This is a genomic window from Sphingomonas kyeonggiensis (assembly GCF_030812785.1).
Lineage (GTDB): Bacteria > Pseudomonadota > Alphaproteobacteria > Sphingomonadales > Sphingomonadaceae > Sphingomonas > Sphingomonas kyeonggiensis_B.
In genome coordinates, this window is record NZ_JAUSTJ010000002.1 from 1,530,464 (window position 1) to 1,551,741 (window position 21,278).

The window sequence follows — 21,278 nt, forward strand, 5'->3', positions numbered from 1 at the left end:
CATGCCCGACAACACCGCCTACAAGATTCTCACCGCCGAGCAGATGCACCTCCTCGAGCATGAAGGCGTGTTCAAGGGCGCGCCGGTCGACCTCCAGGACGGCTATATCCACCTCTCCACCGCCGCGCAGGTCGAGGAGACGCTGGACAGGCATTTCGCCGGCCAGACCGGCCTGTGGCTCGCTGCGGTGGATCTGGAGGCGATGGGTGACGCGGTGCAATGGGAGCCGTCACGCGGCGGCCAGCTCTTCCCCCATCTCTATGCCGACCTGCCGCTCGACGCGGTGACGGCGTACAGCCCGGTCCACTACGAGCCCGACGGCTCGCTCCGCCTGCCCGTCACCGGCTGAAAAAGCGGCATCGCAATAAAATTGCCAAACCTTCCGGAAGGCGCTTGACGGGGAGAGATGCTACCCGTAATTGCCCGCTTCCGCTGCACGGCCCCTTCGTCTAGCGGTCAGGACGTCGCCCTCTCACGGCGAAAACACGAGTTCGATTCTCGTAGGGGTCACCATCGTCAAGCGGAAAATGGCAAAAATCCGCCGTTTCGGTCGATTTGACAAAAGTCGCCCCCACTTTTCGTCCCACATTTTTTCGCGGCTTGATTGGCATGAATTGACATGCCCTCGGACGGGGTTTGCGGTTCTTTTCCCGGAAGCTCGATCATTTTCGACTGCTTTTGGGCCGGAAGCCGACTGGCCGCTCCGCCACCGAGCAGACCCACGAGCCGCCATTCGGAGCGTCTCACCGGCTCCTCAATTTGGTCGTTCGTTCATGTGAGTTTGTCGCGCGGCTCAAGCCGTGAGCTGGCGGTGGCGGCGATCGAGGTTGCGGCTCCGACAGCGAGCTGAGCGTTGACTGGCGGATCGGATCAAACGCCTGTTGCCGCCTCCAGTTCGGAAGAGATACGATTGCTCCAGAGAGAGGGGCACGTTTCTTTGCAGATCAAACGCGTTACCATAGAGAATTTCCGGTCGATTAAACGGGCCGAGATAGAGCTTAGCGCGACGACCGTGCTGATCGGCCCAAACAACGCCGGCAAAACGGCCATTCTCGAGGCCATCCGCATTGCGCTGACGCGCCGGTGGGGACAGCGCGGCACCGGGTTTACCGAGTATGACGTGCATCTGAGCGCGGCACGCACTGACCCCAAGGTCGGCGACCCGGTCGTCATAGAAATCGAGATTCAAGAGTCGGCGGTCAGCGAGTGGCCCGAGGAGCTGCACGAAACACTGGCCGACATCATCCAGCTCAATCCCATGTCCGGACAGGCTTCGATCATCATGCGCGTGAGTTGCGCATGGGACGACGGGGAACAAAGCTATATTCCCAAATGGGAATTTCTCAACACTGACCGCAACCCGCTCGCCGGAAAGGGCGCACGGGCTACGAACTTCCAGGAGTTTTTCTCCTTTCTGCCCGTCTTCTATCTCGACGCGCTGCGCGACGCCGGCGACGAATTTACCGCGCGCAGCCAGTTCTGGGGACGATTGCTCCGGACCGTTCAAATCCCCGACCCGCTTGAGCAAAAGTCGGTTCGCATTTTCAATCTCTTGAATGCGAAGCTGCTCGCCGCCGACCCGCTGCTGGGCGATCTGGCAACCTCACTCTCCGACATTAGCCGCGTCGCGACGACAGGCACACCCGGACAGGCGAACCTTCGCGTGCTGCCGTTGAACACATGGGATTTATTATCGAAGGCCGAGGTCATTTATCAAAATGACGGGACAAAGCCATGGCTGCCGCTCACGCGGCACGGGCAAGGCGTACAAAGTCTATCCGTGATGTTCCTGTTCCGCTCGTTCGTCGAGCTGTTGCTTGGCGAGCTTTATCGCGCCGAGAGCACCCCGGTTCTGGCGTTGGAGGAACCGGAAACTCACCTGCATCCGCAAGCCGCCCGCACGCTTTTTGGACACGTCGCGCAGCTTCAGGGTCAGAAGATCGTCTCGACGCATTCCCCCTATTTCCTCCAGTATGTACCCTTTCGCGACCTACGCGTGGTCCGCGCTGGCCCGGATGGCACGATCATCAAGTCGCTGCCGCGCGAGTTTCGCTGTCGGGTGCCGAACCTGCCCGCTTTCGCACCCGTCATGGCCGCATCCGGAGGGCTCCTTGAATACGACGGCGGCCTCTCCGAGCTGGTCATTAAGGGCAGTCTACCGATCGGAACCTACCAGAATTTGCTTGTCGCTTGTAACGGCCATGCCGACATGGCGGCGCTGCACGCCCGATTGAGGGCAGCGCGAGACGCATCGCTCGAATTCATATCCGATGAGGATTTGCAGAAGCTCGAAACGTTTGCCCGCAGAATCCGGGGAGAGATATTCTTCGCCAACAAGTGGCTATTGGTCGAGGGTCAATCCGAGTATCATTTGGTTCACGGCATGGCCAAAGCAATGAATTTTGATCTGGACGAGCATGGCGTTGCCGTGATTGATTTTGCTAACAACGGCAATTGTGGCATGTTTACTGCGCTGGCGCGCGCGCTCGGTTATGCTTGGACCATGGTCGTTGACGGCGACTTGGCCGGCAACCAGTATATTGCATCTGTCCAAGCCCGCAATTTCTCGCCTGCCGAAGTCGCGCAGCTCGTCCGTCAGATCGCCGGGCAGACTCTGGAGCATCAGCTCGTTGCCGATGGCCTGCAAGTGGAGCTGAAAGCCATCCTGACTACTCAAGGTGTGCCGGGGGTCGCCGCGATGGACGACGCGGCGCTGATTGCCACATTGTCGGGCGACAAGTGTGGCTACGCCGCCGAGCTGGCGGCGCAATGCGCGGCCAGCTTACCGCTGACGCAGCGGATGCCGTTGGCTATCAGGGAAGCGATCGAAACGCTCCGAGGACTGCCATGACCGAACTGGAAAAGGCGCTGAGCGAGCTGACGCCCGCGCAAGCCGCAGCGACAAACTGGGTAGATGGCCCGCTCTTCGTGCTGGCCGGTCCTGGATCAGGCAAAACGCGCGTCCTGACAACGCGCGTCGCAAAGCTCCTCGCCGAAACGCCGGACAAGTCGTTCCGCGTCATGGCACTTACGTTCACCAACAAGGCGGCGGACGAAATGGCCAGCCGCATCGAGGCGGTCGTGCCCGACCAGCAGCAACGGGCGACCATCGGTACGTTCCACTCTTTCTGCATGCAGATGTTGCAGCAGCACGGCTCGCATATCGGCATAAATCCGAACTTCGCCATCTACTCGCTGGAGTCGGATCGGGCCGACCTTCTCAAGGAAGCGATCCGGGCGAACGGGCTCGACAGCGACGACGAGCGGTTCCTGGGCACGATCGACAAACTGAAGGCGCGGTTGATCCAGCCGGAAGGCTGCGCGAAGCTGTTCAGGGACAGTGGCGTCGGGCAGCGCGTCGAGCTAGTCTATGGCGCGTATGAAGCGGCTCTCCGGTCGGCCAACGCGCTCGACTTCGGGTCGCTCATCGCGCAGGCCTACCGCCTTATTTCCACGTTCCCGGGCGTGGCGCTGCACTATCGCCGCGCTTACGCCTATTGGATGTTTGACGAATTTCAGGACACGACGGACGGACAATATCGGCTCATCAAAGCCCTCGCCGGAGACAGCTTTCGCAATGTGTTTGCTGTCGCAGACGACGACCAGATCATCTATCAGTGGAACGGCGCGAGTTACAAGCAAATCCAGCGGTTTCGGGCCGACTTCAGCCCGACTGAAATCCAGCTCCCCACCAACTATCGGTGCCCGCCGAGCATCGTCGCTGCCGCCAATCGGCTAGTCGTTCACAACACGCAGCGCACGGCTGCCAAGCAGCCGCTGGAAGCAGGGAAGACGACGCTGCTCTATCCGGACGGACAGCATATCAACCTCTTGCGCTATTCGACTGAAGAAGCAGAGGCGACGGCGATAGCGGCTGGTATCGCCGGGATACCCGAAGGTAAGCGTGGCCAGATCGCAGTGCTCGCTCGGACGCGGGCGCTGCTCGAGCGAATGAACACCGCGCTCGCGAATGCCGGGGTCTCTGCCGCCATCGCGCAACGCCGGGACGACTTCCGGTCCGCCCAATTTTTGTGGCTTGCCGCAGCCCTGAGGCTGGCGGCTCGCCCCGCCGATCGGCGAGCCCTCGATACGCTGACCGGCGCGTTTAATCGCTGGTTTGACCTTGGCGCCTCGTCCGACGACATCGCCGCAGGCGCAGAAATCAGCGGCCGTTCGCTGCTCGCCGAATGGGCCGGGGCCGTTGGATTTGGAGAAAACGACCAAGCAAACGCCCTTACCGCCCTGGCGACAGCGCTTAGCGCCCAGCCGACGACGTTTCGAGCGTTCATCGACCAAGTTCTCGAGAAACTGCCGGCAGAGGGAAGCGAGGACGCGACCGACATCGATGAGGACCGGACGGCGTGGGTGTCACTCGTTCGGAGCATTGGTCAAGCCATCGGGCGAGACGCGGGACTCGATCAATTTCTACAGGAATTGGCGCTGCGGTCCAAAGAACCGCCGGTTCCTGACAACGCCGTCACGCTCATGACCATTCACAGCGCCAAAGGAAAGGAATTCGACCACGTCTATGTGATCGGCCTTGCCGAAGACGTTCTACCCAGTTTTCAGAGCGTGAAGGCCGGGGAGCAAAGCGCCGAAATGGAGGAAGAGCGCCGCAACTGCTTTGTCGCGATCACGCGGGCGCGGGAATGGCTTTGCCTCTCCTATGCCGATCGCTACCGGGGCTGGGCAAAACAGCCCTCGCGCTTCCTGCTGGAAATGGGATTGAACCTGCCGCAAGCCGTCAGCGCGTGAAGCCGAAAATCGACCTCACTGCGACCGCGAGAGGCAGCGTTCGGTAGCTGCCGTCGCGCTATAACTCAGGGCGTCCACGTACGCAGGATGATCGCCTGAAAGCAGCTGTTCCGCTCTCCTCCAAGCCTGTCGATGGCTGCGGGATGTATGAACGACCGCCTTCAGGCTCTATGAATAGAAGAGTGAACGACCGCAATTGGAGCGCAAAACAGTCCCTCCGGGCCGCCGCTCTCACCGCCGCGCCGGCACCCAGTTCTTCGCCGGACGCCGCAAGGCATCGACCCGGATGCCCGTGCAGATGTCGATAAAGGCGCGGATGCTGGCGCTGCGGTATTTCTCCGCATGCATCACCAGATAGGAGCGGCGGCAAAGATCGAGGTCGGGGGCGTGCAGGCGGACGACGCGGCCCTGTTGCAGTGGCGCATAGGCCGCGAGTTCGGATACGCAGCCGATCATGCCGCTGACGGCGACGGTTTCGACGATGGCTTCCAGCTGCTGCAGCTCCATGCCGATCCGCCATTTGCTCCGCCAGGCGCGCATCGCATGGTCGAGCGTCTGGCGGGTGCCCGATCCGGCTTCGCGCACCACCCAGCGCTCGGCGAGCAGCGCGTCGATCGGGCAGGGATTGCGTGTGGCGAGCGGGTGCGCGGGGTTGCAGATCAGCACCAGCCGGTCCTCGATCCAGTCGGTCAGGGTCAGGCCGGACTGCGCGCATTCGCCCTCCACCAGCGCGAGATCGAGCGAGAAGTCGGCGACCCTGGCGGCGATGCCTGCGGTATTGCCTATTTCCAGTGCGACGGCGCTTTCCGGATAGCGCCGCGCATAGATTTCGATCAGCCGCGGCATGACGTGATTGCCGATGGTCTGCGTGGCGCCCAGCCGGATCGATCCCGGCCCCTTCCGTCCGGCGAGCAGCGCGTCGACTTCCTTCGCCCGGTCGAGCAGGTCGCGCGCCGCGGGCAGCAGGGCGCGGCCGGTTTCATTGATGCGCAGCCGCTTGCCGGCGCGATCGAACAGCGGCCGGCCATAGCGCCGCTCGAGTTCGAGCAGCGCCGCGCTCGCGGCCGATTGCGACATCGCCAGATCGGCCGCCGCCGCCGAGACATTCCCGTCGCGCGCCACTGCGGCGAAGACCTGAAGATGACGGAGGCTGAATCGCATAACCCGGTTTATCAATGATTAGTGCCCAAAATTCCAGTTTTTCCGGTTGAATGGCATGGCCTATCCGGGGCGCCCCTTCTAGAAGGATGGAGCATTTTGCCATGACCTATGTCGTCACCGACGCCTGCATCCGGTGCAAATTCATGGATTGCGTCGAAATATGCCCGGTCGAGGCGTTTCACGAAGGCGCGAACATGCTGGTGATCAATCCGGACGTATGCATCGATTGCGGCGCATGCGTTCCCGAATGCCCCGCCGATGCGATCGTGCCGGATATCGATCGCGAAGCGGCGCCGTGGATGGAAGTGAACAAGCGCTGGTCCGCGGCGTGGCCGGTCATCTCACTGCGCGGGGAAACCCCGGCGGAAGCGGACGCGCATCGCGGCGAGGCGGGGAAATATGAGAAATATTTCTCGGCAGAGCCGGGGGCGGGCGGATAAGCGAGGCGCCCGGAGCCGAGGGAGCAAGCGATCGTCAACCTTCGTACCGCCCGCAAGGCGCGCGTGCGGTCCGTCGCAAACCGCGTGGCGTTCGGCCGGACGAAGGGCCGCTTTCGGGATCATCCAGCATCAGCTTGAATGACCGCTTTTGGAGCGCAAAGCCGACACCGCTCTAGCGTCCAAGTCCGCGTCCTCGACCGAAGTCGATCCCGTGATTGAACGCCAGCTCCGCCCCCAAGCGGCGGCCGGTGTCGATCGTGATCCCGAGTTGCGCTTTGCGAACCGCGAGTATCGACTCCATCTGCGGGTCTCGCTCCAGGCTCTTCGCCATGCCCGCCATCTCGTTCCGAATGGCTTTGTGGCTCGTCATATCGCCCACCACATACGCCCGCTGGGACTGCTTCCGCAGTTTCTCCCAGCGCGCGACGAACCGATCGGCCCGACTGGCTGGATCGGCCCGCATCTCGGCTTCCAAAGCCATCGCCCGGATAGACCTTTGCGGTCGCCCGTTTGCCGCTTCATCGATCATGGTGCGATCGGCATTGAAGACGTTCTGGAGGTCGCCTTTCACGCCGGGGCGTAACGCCTCCATTTCAGTGACGGCCTTGTCGAGAGCGACACGCTGATGCGGAAGTTCCGCGGAACCACCGGCCCGCACCCGCACGATGTCCGCAACCGCCCGGGCAACGCGTACCACGGCTCGTTCGAACGGAGACAACTCCGGCACATCCGGCGTGACGCGAAGCTTCAGCCCGGCAAAGCGGTTATGCCCCGGCTGCACCTGCGCGCGTTCGGGCGACGAATAGTCCGCAGCCATGTCCTTGCCGCGTTCCCGCGACAGCGCTCGAGCTAACGCCTGCTGATCTGCGAAATCGTCGCGACCATAATGTAGGTCGACACTGTCGCGGTGACGAGACAGCGCGACATAGGCGGCATGCCGGTCGAGCCCGGGTGTGGCCAGCGCATGCACGCGATCGACTGTCACACCCTGCGCCTTGTGCACCGTCGCGGCATAGCCGTGATCGAGGTTCGCATAGTCCTTCACATCGAAGGCAATCGACCGCCCGTCGTCGAGCAGCACCGCCATCCGCGCCTGGGTGACGGACTGCACCTGCCCAAGCGTGCCGTTCTTCACGCCCAGACTGCGCTCGTTGCGCAGGAACATGATCCGATCTCCGGGTGCGAATTCACGCCGCCCGCGCTCGGTCGGGATCATGACATCTTCGCCAAGTTCGCCTGTGGCGCGCAGCCTGTCGCGCGCGGCGGTATTGAGCTCGCGCACCTCGTCATTGGTATGGGTAAGGATGATCCGCGAAGCGCCCGGCGCTTCGGAACGATCCCGATCCCATCGATCGATCAGATCGGCGCGTGCTTCTTCTCGCGTTTCGGCGTCATGGATGCGGTCGTGTCGACTGTAGGCGCTGATTGCCTCCGCGGTTCGCTCGGTCGCGAGGTAGCGCGTGGCATCGCGCTGCCAGTCCTCGCGCTGGCGACGGATCTCGGTGATCTCGACATTGCCGTGCCGCTCGGTGGTCGCGCGAAACGCGGCGCCCGCCTCAATCGCCTGGAGCTGTTCAGGATCGCCGACCAGTACGACCTTGGCGCCGCGTTTCTCGGCTTCGGTAAGCACGCGTTCCATCTGGCGCGTACCGATCATCCCGGCCTCGTCGATCACCAGCACATCGCGGCTGGTCAGCAATTCACGGCCATCGGCCCATTGATGCTCCATGCTGGCGATGGTGCGCGAGGCGATGCCCGAACCGCTCTCCAGATTCTCGGCGGCAATGCCGGAAAGCGCTACGCCGCGCACCGAATAGCCGGCGCTCTCCCAAGCCTCGCGTGCGACGCCGAGCATCGCGGACTTGCCGGTGCCGGCATAGCCGACGACTACGCCCAACCCCTGACTCTTGGTGACATGGTCGAAGGCGCTGCGCTGCTCGCTTGACAGCACCAGTCCGCGCATCTCCGCACGCACCAATGCGAGCTTGCGATGCTGCTCGTCCATTCCATGCCGCCGCCCCGCCTCCAGTCGGACAGTGGCGCGCTCGAGCCGCTTCTCGGTCTCGATCATTTCGCGGCTGGTGAAACGGTCCTGGCCACGTCCGTCCTTGCCGAGCATGACCAATTCCGGCGATGCGCGCACGGCCGCCATCACCTGGTCGAACTGGTCCTTCCCCTCGCTATGCCGGTGCACGAACATCGCCAGGTCGCGCGTGGTGAAGGTCGCCTGTGTGCGAGTGATCGCATCGAGTGCCAGCGCCGGGTTCGCCAGCAGCTTCTCGCCGTTGGCGTGCGCGAGGGCGTGGTGTTCCTCCAGTCGTTCAGAGGTGAGCCCCTGCTCGGCCATCCGGGCAGCAGCCGGGCCAATCTTGTGCTGCGGCTCAAGATCGATGCCCTGCGCTTCAAGGCTGCGGTGATCGACACGCGTGTCGATATCCAGTTCAGCCAGTCGGGTATTGACGTGCTCGGCCCAGCGCTCGCGCCATTTCTCCAGAAAATCGGTGCGGTTCCAGTCTCGGTTCTTCTTGCCAAATCCGTTCTCGTCGACGTCGCGCAGGGTGAGCATCACATGCGCATGCGGCTTGGGCTCACCGTCGGCGCCGATATCCCAGTGCACATTGAGATCGGCGATCATGCCTTGCGCGACGAACTCCCGTTCGACGAACTCGCGTGCCAATCGGATGCCTTCGGCCTGGTCCAGCTCGCGCGGAATTGCGAACTCCACCTCGCGCGAAAGCTGCGCGTCCTTACGCAGCTCGGCTGCCTCGACCGCATTCCAGAGCTTCTCGCGGTCGGCTAGGTGCTCAGGCGCGCCTTCCGGCAACAGCACCTCGGAGCGGACGACTCCGGCCTTGTTCGAAAAGTCGTGATGGCGATCCAGTCGCTGGTCATGGAGGCGCGAAGCAGAGCGATAGGCCGCAGACGCGAGCGCCGACGATCCGTTGGCGCGGGAAATGATTTTGGCCGAGAAGTGGTAGATCGCCATGGCGGCAATCCACTTACACTATACAAGCGACGTCGGCACGACGTATAAGCGCGCCCTCAAAAGAATTCATCTTTCTCGGGACTGCGCGATCCCAAGAAGTTTCAGGGTGTTGTCGCTGATCGAAGACAGCGATAACTGGTTCGTCCTTGCCGCACAACGCAGAGGATGAACGATGCGCAAACCCCGGGATTTCGATACCGAGCTGAAGGCACTGGCCGACAAGGCCAGGAACCTTCAGCAGCAAAAGCTCCACCAGCTTGGCGATCTGGTGACCGCCACCGGTGCGGCCGCGCTGTCGCCCGAACATCTGGCCGGCGCGCTGCTCGCGGCGGCCGAGATGAAGGACGACGCGACCAAGGAGGCGTGGCGCAAGCGCGGCGCGGCGTTCTTTCAGAGCCGGACCCGCAAGAATTCCGGAGCGAATGCGCAGGAATCAGGCGGCACTTCGGCACGCGCTGGCGGCGCGGCATCGCCTGCAAGCGCGGATGGCGCGTCAGGATAAGCGAGCCTGGGTCGTGAAGCGGCGCGAGCGCACGCGGCAGCTGATCGAGCTCGGCGGCCTGGTAGCCAAAGCCGGCCTCGTTGAACTGACCGATGATGATCGCGCGGTGATCTTCGGATTGCTGACAAGCGCGGCGGCGACCTTGCAGAGCGAAGCGCGAGAGAGGGCAATCATTATCTGGCGGCGTCGAGGTAAGCGAGCGTTCGAACAGGCATCTCATGATTAATGGCCAGTAGGTTGCTTGGCGCCTTAACATACGACAGAGACGACAGCGGCTACGCAGCTATCACGCTAGTATGTAGCGCAACGCCGATCGAGAAAGGGCCGCCCGTGTCGGAAGAAAATTCCTTGAACGCCGTCGAACTTGCTACCGAGCTTACGGTTGCCTGGCTTGGCAATCAGAATAATCGAGTCAACGCCGAGGAAGTGCCTGCTTTTCTGCGCACCATGCACGCGACCATTACGGAGTTGGCGGGCGGCAATGCTCCGGAAGTTGCAGCGGCTGATCCGGCCACCTCGGAAGCGGAGTTCACGCCGGCGGTGTCGGTGCGCAAATCGCTCGGGTCCAAGGATCACATCATCTCGTTGATTGATGGCAAGCCGTACAAGACGCTGCGTCGCCATCTCTCCAGCCATGGCCTGACACCGGAAGAGTATCGCGAGCGCTACAATCTTCGCCCGGACTATCCGATGGTTGCCCCGAACTATTCGGAAGCGCGTCGGCAGATGGCGCACAAGATCGGCCTCGGGGCCAAGGGCCGCGCGGCCAAGTCGGATGCGGCCGCAACGCCGGCCCCATCTCCGGCCCGCAAGCCGCGTGCGAAAGCGAGCGCCTCGTAACAACCATCTACGCGCCGGGGGCTATGCGCCCGGCGCGCTAGCCGCGTGAGGCGAACCCGCGCTGCGAGATTTCGGCCAGCGTCCGGCGAGCAAGCATCGGCCACGCGTGCGACAACGCGATTTTAACGCGGCTGCGCAAGGTTGATCGCATGTCTTTCCTTGTCCTCGCCTGCGTGTTGATCGCCGTGGACGGCGATACGCTCCGCTGCGACCAGGAACTCATTCGCCTGATAGGAATCGATGCGCCGGAGTTGCCGGGGCATTGCCAGGACAGGCGCGACTGCGCTCCTGGTGATCCGTTGGAATCAAAGCGGGCGCTGGAAGTTCTATCTCGCGGGACTGCGTCGATCGACCGCCAGGGCCGTGATGTATATGGCCGAACGCTGGCTCGAGTGCAGGTCAACGGGGTCGATTTGTCATGCGCGCAGCTTGCGGGCAGGCACGCAATCTACCGAGCAGATTGGGATCAGTTCGGTTTGATCGGCACAGATTGTGGCGTAGCGAAGCCACCCCAGGCCGTTTGGGATTCGGCGTCAGCTCGGCGCGCTCGACCGGCTCCAGCACCGAAAGCTGTTACCGGCTGGAGTTATCGCAATTGCGCGGAGGCTCGTCGTGCGGGCGCGGCCCAGCTGCACCGCGGACAGCCCGGCTATGGTGCTCACATGGACGGTGACGGTGATGGCATCGCTTGCGAGCCGTTCAGGAGATAGTGTCGTTCGACAGGCGGCGGCTTCGTGTAGCCCAATGAGCATCAGGCGAGCCGCTCCTCGCATTCCGCGCGAACCAGATCGCGCAACACCGCCACGCGTTCGCCGAGCCAGGTCAGCTCTTCGGCGGTGATCTTGTAGTGCGGTGAATAGCGCGCATTCACATAGGCTTGGCGCAGCAGCTCAAATCGCCTGCGGCTATCCTTGTCGTCGCGCGGCCATGCCTCGATCAGCGACGGTGCGATGTTCTCAGCACGCGACCGGAGGAAGTTCAGCTTGTGTGACTTCGGGCTGTAGAGATTCAGGACCAGCAGGATGCAATGGTAGAACCGCTCGGCCGCTTGGTGCAGCATGAACGCGGCATCTCTGAAAACTTCATTCTCAATGCTGGCTTGAGCTAGCTTGATTGCGTGCTCACCCAGCGGAAACCAGTAATCGAAGTGCTCTTGAGCCTCGGCGCGTGCTTCATCCGACGGCAAGTTTTGCGGCGCCGCAAACCCAAACCCCTCAGCTTCGTACAGCGCGATGCCCTGCTTGAGGATATCGACGAAGAAAGGCCGCCCGCGCTCGAGCTGCTTGTTCACGTCGGTGAGCGTGTGGACGATGAAATTGACCGGGGCGCTCAACGTCTGGGCGATGGTCACTTCGCGCATCAGCCGGTCATCGGCCGCGCCCCAATATTCGGTGACATCGGTCAGCCGCTCGTCATTGACGACGACGAGAATGTCATAGTCGGAATGATAGCCGCCGATCGGATCGTCGACCCAGTCGCCCCGCGCGTAGGAACCGAACAGCACCAGCTTGAGGATCCGCGCCGCCTTCTTCCTGGGATCGGTGGTGCGCGCGGTGATCTCGGCAAATTCCTCGAACAGGATGCGCACGACATGGGCCAGTTCGCGCTGCTTGGCTTGTGGCAGATGATCGAGATCGGTTCGCATACGGATACTCCTAACCGGTGCCAGCCAATGCGCAAAACCTCACCGGGAACGCCGCCATGGAAAACGGGGTCCGAAGCGAAGGAAGCTGGCGGCCCGAAGGCCGCCAGCAACGATCACGCGGCTGAACGCAGCGGCAGCGGTTCGGGGGCGATGGCGAGGCCCGCCACCTTCTCGGCCTGGGCAACGGTCGGCACCCCGCCGCGCGCGGTGTAGGCGACAGGCGGGAAGGCCATCCATTTCGGCACCCAGCCTTCGACCTTGGCGCGTCCGTTCTCGCCGGTCAGGCAATCACGCACGATCCCGCGCTTGACCTTGCCGGTTGCGGCCTCGTTCGAGCTGGCGACGGCATCGCCCGCGACATCCGCCAGCACGCAGCCGATCACCTCGCGGTCCCGGATCAGGTCGAGCAAGGCGTCGTCAGGCTGCCAGACCTTGGCCATGTCGGTGCCGAGCAGCGGCCCCAGCACTTCGATCAGCGCACTCCCGGCCTCCAGCGTCTCGCCCATGACGATCGCCGCGACGTCGAGCAGCGCCGGATCGGGAAGCTGCAATAGCCGGACGAACAGCCCGGCAATGCCATGCTCGCCCTCATAGCCGCGCGTCACGGTCGGGCCCTCGGGATCGAAGCCGAGCAGCGCCAGCACCGCCCCCCGCTTCTCGTCGAACCGCGCTTCCGAGGCACAGTTCTCGACGCTCTCGGCAATCGCATCGCTCGATGCGCGCTGGTCCTCGATCCGGACATTCCAGAGCGAAGAGCCGACAATGGCATGCGCCACCATCAGCCGCAGCGCGACCGAGGGCTGGCCGATCAGATCGGCACGCACGGCGGCATGCCGGTGCAGATCGACATAGTTCTGGATCGGGGCGCTTACCTCGGGCCGCACCAGCTTCTCGTCCTGGCTGGCCTCGCCGCGCTCGCGTCGCCGCGCCTCTTTGGTCGAGATATAGCCCTCATGGAAGGTCACCTCGCCGCGCGCGCTGACCGCGAGGAACACCTTGCCGCCCTTGCGCTTGGCGCAACGCTCATGCTCCCAGCTATGGAACGTCTCGCCGGTCGGCAGGATCACCACCTCCGGCCACCCGGCCTCGCGATAGCCCTCTGCCTTGGCCTCGATGGCAGGCGTCTGCGCCGCCCAGAAGCTGGCCGTGTCGGCGAAGAAGCGCTCCTCACCGAACAGGTCCGACACCACCTCGCCGGAATAGTCGGCCATGTCGAACAGTGCCGCGCCCACCGGCACCGACGCACCACCGAACAGCCATGCCTTGAGCTGATGTCCGGTCGGGCAATGCGTGTCGGGATCATCGAACAGCCTCAGCCAGTCGCGCTGGCGGGTCTTGGAGGCGAGGGTAAGCTGCCGCACCGTCGCCGCGTCGATATCGCCCTTGCGGTACAGCCCCCGGATACGCGGCAACAGGTTGCCCAGCGCCAGCGTCCGTTTCACCTGCAATTCGGTCAGTCCGAAAGTGAGCGCGATGTCCTCGGGCGAGCGCCCCTCGCGGACCAGTCGCGTAAAGCTCTCCCACAAGGTCACCTCGTCGGGGTCCAGCCGCGCGACATTCTCGATCAGCGAGGCTTCCAGCGCCGCCGCATCGTCCCCCGGTGCCATGATCGCGCACGGCAGCGGTTCTACCTCGCCCCTCTCCTCCGCGACGGCCAGCGCCGCATGATAGCGCCGCTTGCCCGCCACGATCTCGAACCAGTCTTCGTCCGCAGGCCGCACGATCAGCGGCACCAGCACGCCCCGCGCCCGGATCGACGGCAGGATGTGCGACAGGTCCGCCTTCCCCTTGGCCCGCATGTTCACAGCGGAGATGCAGAGCTTGGCGGTATCGATATGCTTGAGTTCCATAGGTCCTACTCCTTTTCAAACACCGCACCGGCCCCGGAAAAGGGGGGTGGGCGGCAAGGAGCGGACCGGCAGTCCCGCTTGAGCGGCGGGCAGCACCCCCGGGGTCCCCATTGCGCCTGCGCAATGGGGTGGCTTGCAGGGCCGAAACGCAGTGGAGGACCCGGCGCAGCCGGGTTGCGGCACGCCGCGGCGAGACTAGAGGGAGCGACGCCCACCCCCCTTGGCCGCGGCCGGCAGGCAAACGCCGGCGCGCACGCGCCGTCCGTAAATCTTGAGCAGCGCAGCGCCTGGCGCCAGAGGCGCCCATCAAAGCAGCACTCTCGAATCCGGTCGGCCGTCGCGGCGGCGTGCGCACGCGACCGTGCGCCAGCCGCCGCCGCGCCTTCCGGCCGGATCGAGTGTGCCACGCGGAAAACAAAAGGCGCCGCGGACCCTGGCGGCTGCGCAGCAGTCCGTCAGAGAACGCCCATCAGACATCGCGTTCCGCAGAACGGCAACGCCGTCAAACGTCAGCGATCGTCACCCGAATGGGCCGGGACGCGCAGCGACTCGGGGCCGAGCAAGCGGCGTAGAGCGCGGCCACGCGCGGCGTGGGACGCCCTGACACTTCCTCTCCGAAATATCGAATCTACGCTCCAGCTACGTTTGCGCACGCTGACGTACGCTGGGCCCTTCCTGACACCAGAGAGGCCCTTTTCACCTGCCTGGATTCCTGCCCAACTTACCCCGGGGCGCACCACTCCACGGCACCAAGTGCAAGGTGATATCAATGCAGACCGATACCCCCGACCGCATCCTCCGGATCAAGACCGTCCTCGAGCGCACCGGCCTCAGCCGTTCGACCATGTACCGCAAGATGCAGAACGGCACCTTTCCCCGAAACGTTCAGATCAGCACCCGGTGCGCCGGCTGGCGCGAGTCCGCGATCAACGCCTGGCTTCGTAATCCGATGTTCTACCAGGCGACCGACGCACCATGAGGAAGCTCTGAACGGTTCCCTTCCGGCAGAATCCCTCCGTTTGAATGTGGACCAACCGGGTTTGACCGGATAGTTGCTTTCCGAAGGCGCGATGCGGGGCAACGCAGCAGATTCGCGCCCGTAGGGGGTAGGTTTGCGTTATCTGAAGCAGCTGGCTCTGCCGATCACCTTCGCCGTGCTCGGTATTACGATCTTGTCGGCGACGGCGTCATCGCCGCCCATGAACGAGCCGGTCAACTACAGCTACGACGAACTCGGCCGGCTGGTGAAGGTCGAGAGCAGCGGCAGCGTGAACAACAACGTCATCTCGAACTACGCCTATGACAAGGCGGGTAACCGGACCAACGTGAAGGTGACGGGCGCACCCTGATTGGGGTCGCCGCCGTCTTTCCGCTGGACGGGAGTCCACGCGAAGTCAGGGCGCGCCTGCGCGCTGGGTAATTCATCACTCCGCTCCGTGACGAACTACTCCCATTGGGCGGATTTCGCCCCCGATGGCATAGGGGATCAGCTGGACGGGGCCGGATCGCCTAGAAGCTTACATCCAACGAGGACGGGCTGTGGGAAGCAATTTTGAGGGGGTATTGGTGCGCGTTTCGTTCTGGAAATCCGTGACAGCTACGGTGCTCGGCCTGCTTGCGAGCCTGACCTTTGCTGCGCCGGGATGGGCGCAGGGTCCCACGCAGCTTCTGAGCGCCCCTCCTGCCGAGAAATACGCGGTCAGCCCCGGCGGGGTTGATATGAGAACCGGCACCTACGCTTCCCAGTCGGACGATCTGTCGATCGGGTCCGCCGCCGGGGATTCCGTTCTGAAACTGACGAGAATTCTTGGCTATCTGGTCGTCGGACACAACAACCCGTTCGGGAATTTCTCCAGCAACTGGGACATCATGCTGACCCAGAAGCGGATCAACATCGACCAGGGCACGACAGACGATCACAGCGGCGTCGACTATCAGGTCAGTGTTCGTTTCGGGGGGCGGTCACAGACCTTCAGGGCCTATTCGACCATCGGCTTTACGGTCTCTTCCCTGGCTGGTTACGCCGACCTCGCCTATACCGGCGACCGCGACGCTGGTTCCGCCATTTACACCTATACGGCCGGCGACGGTACCAAAGTCGTATTTCGAGCCCCCAATGGATACGACTGCTCCGCACAGGTTCTGTGTGCCTATGCGTCCTACGTTCTGATGCCCGATGGCACCAAGTACACGCTCAACTATGAGAACCCGAGCCCAGGGACGCTTAACGCCGTTCGTCTCAAAAGCGTGGCCAGCAATCGCGGGTACGCCTTGCTCTTCGAATATGGCGGGGGCGGCAACACCGTCACCAAGGCCTGCGCGCTCAACCTTGCGCGGGCGCAGGTGTCGTTGAGCGGCTCATGCCCCAGCGGCGTTCCGGCCAGCTCGTATAGCTATACGAGCCTGAACGGTACTCGCCTTTCGTCCGTCACCGACGCAGCTAACGGCATATGGTCCTTCTCCTATGCCGGGGGCGGCTCGAGCATGACGATGGGTTTCATCAAGCCCGGAGCAAGCGCGCCGTGGCTCACCAACACCATCGGTTTCGGGTCGGATATCGATACCGTCCCCATCGAAGTCATTGGCGGCCAGAGCTTCGCGGACGGCCGCAGCTATTCCTATAGCTATGTCAACTCGCCCCAGACAAAGGCGAGCGAGCCACTGGTCATCGCGGGGGGAAGCTTTACCGACAATCTCGGCCGTACTTCGACGGTCGCCTATGACTTCCCGATTATGCCGGGCACAGGCTATCTAGAGAGATGCCATAGTCAGGGCTGTCCTTGGTACAACGTCCCCGACGATGGCTCCGCTCCCAACTATTACCAGCAGACATCCGATCCGGCGACGATCACCGACCCGCTGGGCCGCACGACGATCAACAACTTCTGCGATCCCAATGCGGCAGCCGGCTATCCCGTCACCTGGCAAAACCGTTGCCTTGTATCGCTCCTGCAATGGACGCAGGATCCGGAAGGCGGAAAGACCTACTTTACGTGGGATCTGGCTAATCGGAACGTCACGTCGATCCGCAAGGTCGCCAAACCGGGCTCTGGCCTCGCCGATATCACAACCTCTGCGACATATAGCTGCGCCTCTCGCCCGTCCTGTGCGAAGCCGACCTCGACTACCGACGCCCGTGGGAACGTGACAAACTATACCTATGATGCGACGCATGGCGGCGTTCTGTCGGAGATGGGCCCGGCACCTTCCACGGGAGCCGCGCGACCGCTGAAGCTGTACACCTATGTCCAGAAATACGCATATCTCTTGAGCGGCGGATCGCTGGTTCCCGCCGCGTCGCCGGTCTGGTTGCCGGCCAGTATGACCGAATGCCAGACGGCGGCGGGGTCCAGTACGGCAGCGTGCGACGGAGCGGCTCCACAGCGGATCACGGCATATGAGTACGGCGCCGATGGAACCGCAGACAATCTCCTGCCGCGAGGCCAGACGATCACCGCAGACGGCACCACGCTCCGCAGTTGCTACGGGTACGACGCGCTTGGGAACAAGATCTGGGAAACGAGCCCGCGAGCCGGGCTGACGGCGTGCAACTGAAGGGGGACGGCATGAACCGCATTCTGCTGGGGCTGCTGGCCTCATCGACATTTGTGCCGGCGGCGGCTTTTGCCCAGGCGGCACCGTCCGACTTCACCAGCGCGACGCGCTATGACGTCGAACGAAGGGTCACTGGCGCGATCGGCCCAGATCCGGATGGGTCTGGGCCGCTGCACCACATGGCGGTACGGAACAGCTATGATAGTGCCGGCCGGTTAGTAAAAGTTGAGAAGGGCCAGCTTTTAAATTGGCAATCCGAAGACGTCGCCCCTGCCTCTTGGTCCGACTTCACCGTTTATCAATCGATTGAGACGACCTATGACGCAATGGACCGCAAGCTGGTCGAACAGGTTCGCGAAGGCGCTGCCGGCACCATCTATCAGCTGACCCAGTACAGCTATGACGCATCAGGTAGGCTGGAATGCACCGCGGTGCGGATGAATCCAACGGTCTATGGTTCGCTGCCCGCCAGCGCCTGCACTCTGGGAACAGCTGGAACCCAAGGTAATGACCGGATTACCAAGAACATATACGACGCAGCGGGCCAGTTGCTGCAAGTGCGTAAGGCCGTGGGGACGGGCCGCGAGCAGGCCTATGTCACCTATGGCTACACGACGAACGGCAAGCAGGAATATGTGGTCGACGCCAACGGCAACAAGGCGAGGCTGGTTTACGACGGGCATGACCGCCAGGTGCAGTGGCAGTTTCCCTCAGCGGGCACGCCCAGTGCCTATGACGGCTCGACACCGGCCAATGCGCTGGCGACCGCAGGGTCGGTCAACACCAATGACTATGAAGCCTATGGTTATGACGCCAATGGCAACCGCACTTCCTTGAGGAAGCGGGACGGGCGCAGCTTCACCTATGGCTATGACGCGCTCAACCGGATGACGTCGAAGATCGTGCCGGATGCGTGCGTGGCGGGCTATGCCTGTACCAATGTGCCCGCCGCAATGACACGCGACGTCTATTACAGCTATGATCTGCGGGGCATGCAAACGGCGGCGCGGTTCGACAGCGTCAGCGGCGTCGACGCAGTGACTAACGCCTATGATGGTTTTGGCCGCCTTGGCTCCAGCACCATCAGCATGGGCGGCTTCAGTGCGAGCGTGGGATATGCCTATGACGCCGATGGAAATCGCACGCGCCTGACTTATCCCGACGGGCAGTTTGCCGGCTATCACTATGACGGTCTGGGGCGCCTGGACACGGCGGGGGTGAACGCTGCGTCAGGCCTTGTAGCGCGCTATTACAATGCCGAGGGTCAACTGGCGCTTGGCCTCTCCGGCAGTTGGACCAATTATTTCTACGATGGCGTTGGGCGTCTCACCGCGCTGAATGAAACGCTGGTAGGTGGTACTGGAAGTGTAAACTCGGGTCTGGCCTACAGCCCAGCGGGGCAGATTATCAGGAGGACACGCTCAAATGACGCCTATGCCTATGCAGGGTATGCGAGCGTGGATCGCGCCTATACGGTCAACGGACTCAATCAATATGGTTCGGCGGGCGCGGTCGTCTTCGGCTATGATTCGAACGGCAACCTGGCGGCGAGTGGCAGTACAGCATATACCTATGACGCCGAGAACCGGCTGGTCGCAGCCTCTTCGGGGGCCAATCTGATCTACGATCCGCTCGGACGGCTGTTCCAGACCTCCACAGGAGGAGCCGGGGTTACCCGTTTCCTCTATGCCGGCGACGAACTGGTCGCGGAGTATGACGGCTCGAATACTATGCTCCGTCGCCATATCCACGGACCAGGCGAAGACGATCCGCTGGCATCATTCGACGGTCCTGCGCTGGGTGGGACCTGGTCGAATGCCCGCCTGCCCAAGCCCGATCACCAAGGCTCGATCGTACTATGGACCAATTGGAACGGGGCGCTGGCGGCGATCAACAGCTACGATGAGTACGGCGTTCCCGCGACAGGAAATACGGGGCGCTTTCAATATACCGGCCAGGCATGGATCCCCGAGCTTGGCATGTACTACTACAAGGCTCGCATCTACTCTCCTACGCTCGGACGCTTCCTGCAAACCGATCCCGTCGGATACAAAGATCAGACGAACCTGTATGCATATGTTGGAAACGACCCATTAAATCGGAATGACCCAACAGGCCTTTCTGATGTGCAACTTTTTGGCACAGGCGACGAAGAGAGTAGAACTTGGAAGTATATTACGGACCATATTTGGGTGAAGAATTTCTACGTCATCTCTGGGCACGGTCTTTCCCATAAAGGAATTTTTGATCAACCCAATACAGAATTCCTTACCCCTGAAGCACTTCATCAAAAAGTTTTATCTAAGGATGATTATACGCCTGGTAGAACAATAATTCTTATTTCATGCTCACTTGGTGCTAAATCCAGAACTGCAAGCCCGTATTCTCAAGTAAGCTTCGCTGCCCAAACAGCGAAAGCTTTTAAAGCGACAGTCATTGCCGCAAATAATGATGTCAAAAGCAGCCTGAGGGGGAATATTATCACCGCCAGAGTTGAGGCAGACGGAGGTGGATTTTTTGCATTTCACAAAGACGGCTCTGTGACTGCCCTTGGAAACAGGATGAGAATTGATAATAAAAAAGGAGAAGTTTCATTTTATTCTGAGGCCCCAACGGGAACAAGAATTCGCCAGATTGTAACGAAAAAGATTGAATAATAGGAGGACCAAAATGAAAATATTATTTGGTCGCTTAGCCTTAATAGCTTTTGGCGCGCTTACAGGGTGGACAATTGCTTTCCTATTAATTGTGCAACAGGCGCCTAACAATAAGACTACGGCGGAACACTCCTATTTGAAAAAAAATATTATACACAATAATATTTCTATCGATGAACAAATGGCTTTGCGAGGCGACATGGCACGTTCAACAAAAATAGTTGAGCGACTAATTTTGTGCCAACGGTCTAGTCGAAATAGCGCTGAAGATTGCATTAGAGAGATGGATTATTGGAGCCATATCGATGGCGAAAACGGTTCCGCTGCGGGCGCATCTGCGCTGTATCAAAGTTTGTTGGGCTCCAATGACTGCAGAGATATAAATAGATCAATATTTTGGTGGAAAAATATAATAAAAACCAGCTCCCAGCCCAATATATGGAATGGCGAAATTGATAAGATAAACAATCTCTTAAAGAAATGCGGGAGCATTCCATTAGATTAATTTTGCAACTCAATCCCCTTCGGCGTCTATCAGAAAAAATTCTGATCGGCGATTGGGCGATTGCGTTGTGACCGTAAGCAACCGGCAGTTATATGTGAAACGTCCGGGCGAGACCGAGACTCTGGGCGGCGGCGTCGAACGACATGTGGCATCTGGACTCGACACTGCGACGCTCGACCGCCTTGCACGTCAGATCGCCACCCTCTCATGTCAGGGAATCAGCCGCGAGCATCCACCGGTCCGACAGCCTGCCCGACGGCTCGCGCATCCGGATTGCCGCCGCCGGCAACACACGGACCGATGGCGCTGGCGGTCGGCGTGCACATCTCGTCGGACCTGCGGTTGGAAGACTTAGGCATGAATGCTCCCGATTGAGATCGCA

Annotated in this window: 17 protein-coding genes and 1 tRNA gene; 14 read left to right on the plus strand and 4 right to left on the minus strand. The window is 61.7% G+C overall.

The window, feature by feature from the left end; all coding sequences use genetic code 11:
* The first annotated feature begins 1 nt into the window (after position 1).
* The 4 genes from J2W22_RS16885 to J2W22_RS16900 all read left to right on the plus strand — a co-directional run bounded on the left by J2W22_RS16885 (position 2) and on the right by J2W22_RS16900 (position 4,755).
* On the plus strand, positions 2 to 349 hold the full coding sequence (locus J2W22_RS16885; RefSeq protein ID WP_307119390.1) for a DUF952 domain-containing protein: 348 nt from the start codon (positions 2 to 4) through the stop codon (positions 347 to 349).
* Positions 350 to 438: 89 nt separating this feature from the next.
* Positions 439 to 513 (plus strand) — tRNA-Glu (locus J2W22_RS16890).
* Between the two features lie 424 nt (positions 514 to 937).
* Positions 938 to 2,851 carry an ATP-dependent nuclease gene (locus J2W22_RS16895; protein ID WP_307119391.1) on the plus strand — a complete coding sequence of 638 codons (1,914 nt, stop codon included), beginning with the start codon at positions 938 to 940 and terminating at the stop codon, positions 2,849 to 2,851.
* Positions 2,848 to 4,755, plus strand: coding sequence for an ATP-dependent helicase (locus J2W22_RS16900; protein ID WP_307119392.1), 1,908 nt, complete (start codon positions 2,848 to 2,850; stop codon positions 4,753 to 4,755). Before J2W22_RS16895 ends, J2W22_RS16900 begins: the two co-directional genes overlap by 4 nt.
* Before the next feature lie 231 nt (positions 4,756 to 4,986).
* Here J2W22_RS16900 and J2W22_RS16905 read toward each other — a convergent pair whose 3' ends face one another.
* Positions 4,987 to 5,916: a LysR substrate-binding domain-containing protein gene (locus tag J2W22_RS16905; RefSeq protein WP_183995141.1), complete on the minus strand. Its 930-nt coding sequence runs from the start codon at positions 5,914 to 5,916 to the stop codon at positions 4,987 to 4,989.
* A 101-nt stretch (positions 5,917 to 6,017) separates the two neighbouring features.
* Here J2W22_RS16905 and fdxA point away from each other — a divergent pair, with 101 nt between their 5' ends.
* The gene (fdxA, locus tag J2W22_RS16910) at positions 6,018 to 6,356 is read left to right on the plus strand and encodes a ferredoxin FdxA (RefSeq protein ID WP_307119393.1); all 339 of its coding nucleotides are present in this window, start codon (positions 6,018 to 6,020) and stop codon (positions 6,354 to 6,356) included.
* 172 nt (positions 6,357 to 6,528) lie between these two features.
* On the opposite strand, the gene traA is transcribed toward fdxA, so the two are convergent.
* The gene (traA, locus tag J2W22_RS16915; RefSeq protein WP_307119394.1) at positions 6,529 to 9,342 is read right to left on the minus strand and encodes a Ti-type conjugative transfer relaxase TraA; all 2,814 of its coding nucleotides are present in this window, start codon (positions 9,340 to 9,342) and stop codon (positions 6,529 to 6,531) included.
* 172 nt (positions 9,343 to 9,514) lie between these two features.
* Between traA and J2W22_RS16920 the strand changes: the two genes are divergently transcribed.
* The 4 genes from J2W22_RS16920 to J2W22_RS16935 all read left to right on the plus strand — a co-directional run bounded on the left by J2W22_RS16920 (position 9,515) and on the right by J2W22_RS16935 (position 11,394).
* The gene (locus J2W22_RS16920; RefSeq protein ID WP_307119395.1) at positions 9,515 to 9,844 is read left to right on the plus strand and encodes a conjugal transfer protein TraD; all 330 of its coding nucleotides are present in this window, start codon (positions 9,515 to 9,517) and stop codon (positions 9,842 to 9,844) included.
* Positions 9,845 to 9,857: 13 nt separating this feature from the next.
* Positions 9,858 to 10,070, plus strand: a complete 213-nt coding sequence (locus tag J2W22_RS16925; RefSeq protein ID WP_307119396.1) for a conjugal transfer protein TraD — start codon at positions 9,858 to 9,860, stop codon at positions 10,068 to 10,070.
* Between the two features lie 122 nt (positions 10,071 to 10,192).
* The gene (locus J2W22_RS16930) at positions 10,193 to 10,684 is read left to right on the plus strand and encodes a MucR family transcriptional regulator (RefSeq protein WP_307119397.1); all 492 of its coding nucleotides are present in this window, start codon (positions 10,193 to 10,195) and stop codon (positions 10,682 to 10,684) included.
* A gap of 149 nt (positions 10,685 to 10,833) precedes the next feature.
* A complete protein-coding gene (locus J2W22_RS16935; RefSeq protein ID WP_307119398.1) occupies positions 10,834 to 11,394 on the plus strand; it encodes a thermonuclease family protein in 561 nt (186 codons plus the stop codon).
* 41 nt (positions 11,395 to 11,435) lie between these two features.
* Here J2W22_RS16935 and J2W22_RS16940 read toward each other — a convergent pair whose 3' ends face one another.
* Complete coding sequence (locus J2W22_RS16940; protein ID WP_307119399.1) at positions 11,436 to 12,329, minus strand: HEPN domain-containing protein; 894 nt, start codon at positions 12,327 to 12,329, stop codon at positions 11,436 to 11,438.
* Between the two features lie 113 nt (positions 12,330 to 12,442).
* On the minus strand, positions 12,443 to 14,179 hold the full coding sequence (locus J2W22_RS16945) for a ParB/RepB/Spo0J family partition protein (RefSeq protein ID WP_307119400.1): 1,737 nt from the start codon (positions 14,177 to 14,179) through the stop codon (positions 12,443 to 12,445).
* Positions 14,180 to 14,948: 769 nt separating this feature from the next.
* Between J2W22_RS16945 and J2W22_RS16950 the strand changes: the two genes are divergently transcribed.
* From J2W22_RS16950 to J2W22_RS16970, 5 genes are all read left to right on the plus strand, one after another.
* On the plus strand, positions 14,949 to 15,158 hold the full coding sequence (locus tag J2W22_RS16950) for a helix-turn-helix transcriptional regulator (RefSeq protein WP_307119401.1): 210 nt from the start codon (positions 14,949 to 14,951) through the stop codon (positions 15,156 to 15,158).
* Between the two features lie 220 nt (positions 15,159 to 15,378).
* Positions 15,379 to 15,528 carry a hypothetical protein gene (locus J2W22_RS16955; protein WP_307119402.1) on the plus strand — a complete coding sequence of 50 codons (150 nt, stop codon included), beginning with the start codon at positions 15,379 to 15,381 and terminating at the stop codon, positions 15,526 to 15,528.
* A gap of 217 nt (positions 15,529 to 15,745) precedes the next feature.
* Positions 15,746 to 17,734: a hypothetical protein gene (locus J2W22_RS16960; protein ID WP_307119403.1), complete on the plus strand. Its 1,989-nt coding sequence runs from the start codon at positions 15,746 to 15,748 to the stop codon at positions 17,732 to 17,734.
* Between the two features lie 11 nt (positions 17,735 to 17,745).
* Positions 17,746 to 20,391 (plus strand): RHS repeat-associated core domain-containing protein, encoded by a 2,646-nt coding sequence (locus tag J2W22_RS16965; protein WP_307119404.1) that lies wholly within the window; start codon positions 17,746 to 17,748, stop codon positions 20,389 to 20,391.
* A 13-nt stretch (positions 20,392 to 20,404) separates the two neighbouring features.
* Positions 20,405 to 20,896, plus strand: coding sequence for a hypothetical protein (locus J2W22_RS16970; protein WP_307119405.1), 492 nt, complete (start codon positions 20,405 to 20,407; stop codon positions 20,894 to 20,896).
* The last annotated feature ends 382 nt before the right edge of the window (positions 20,897 to 21,278 follow it).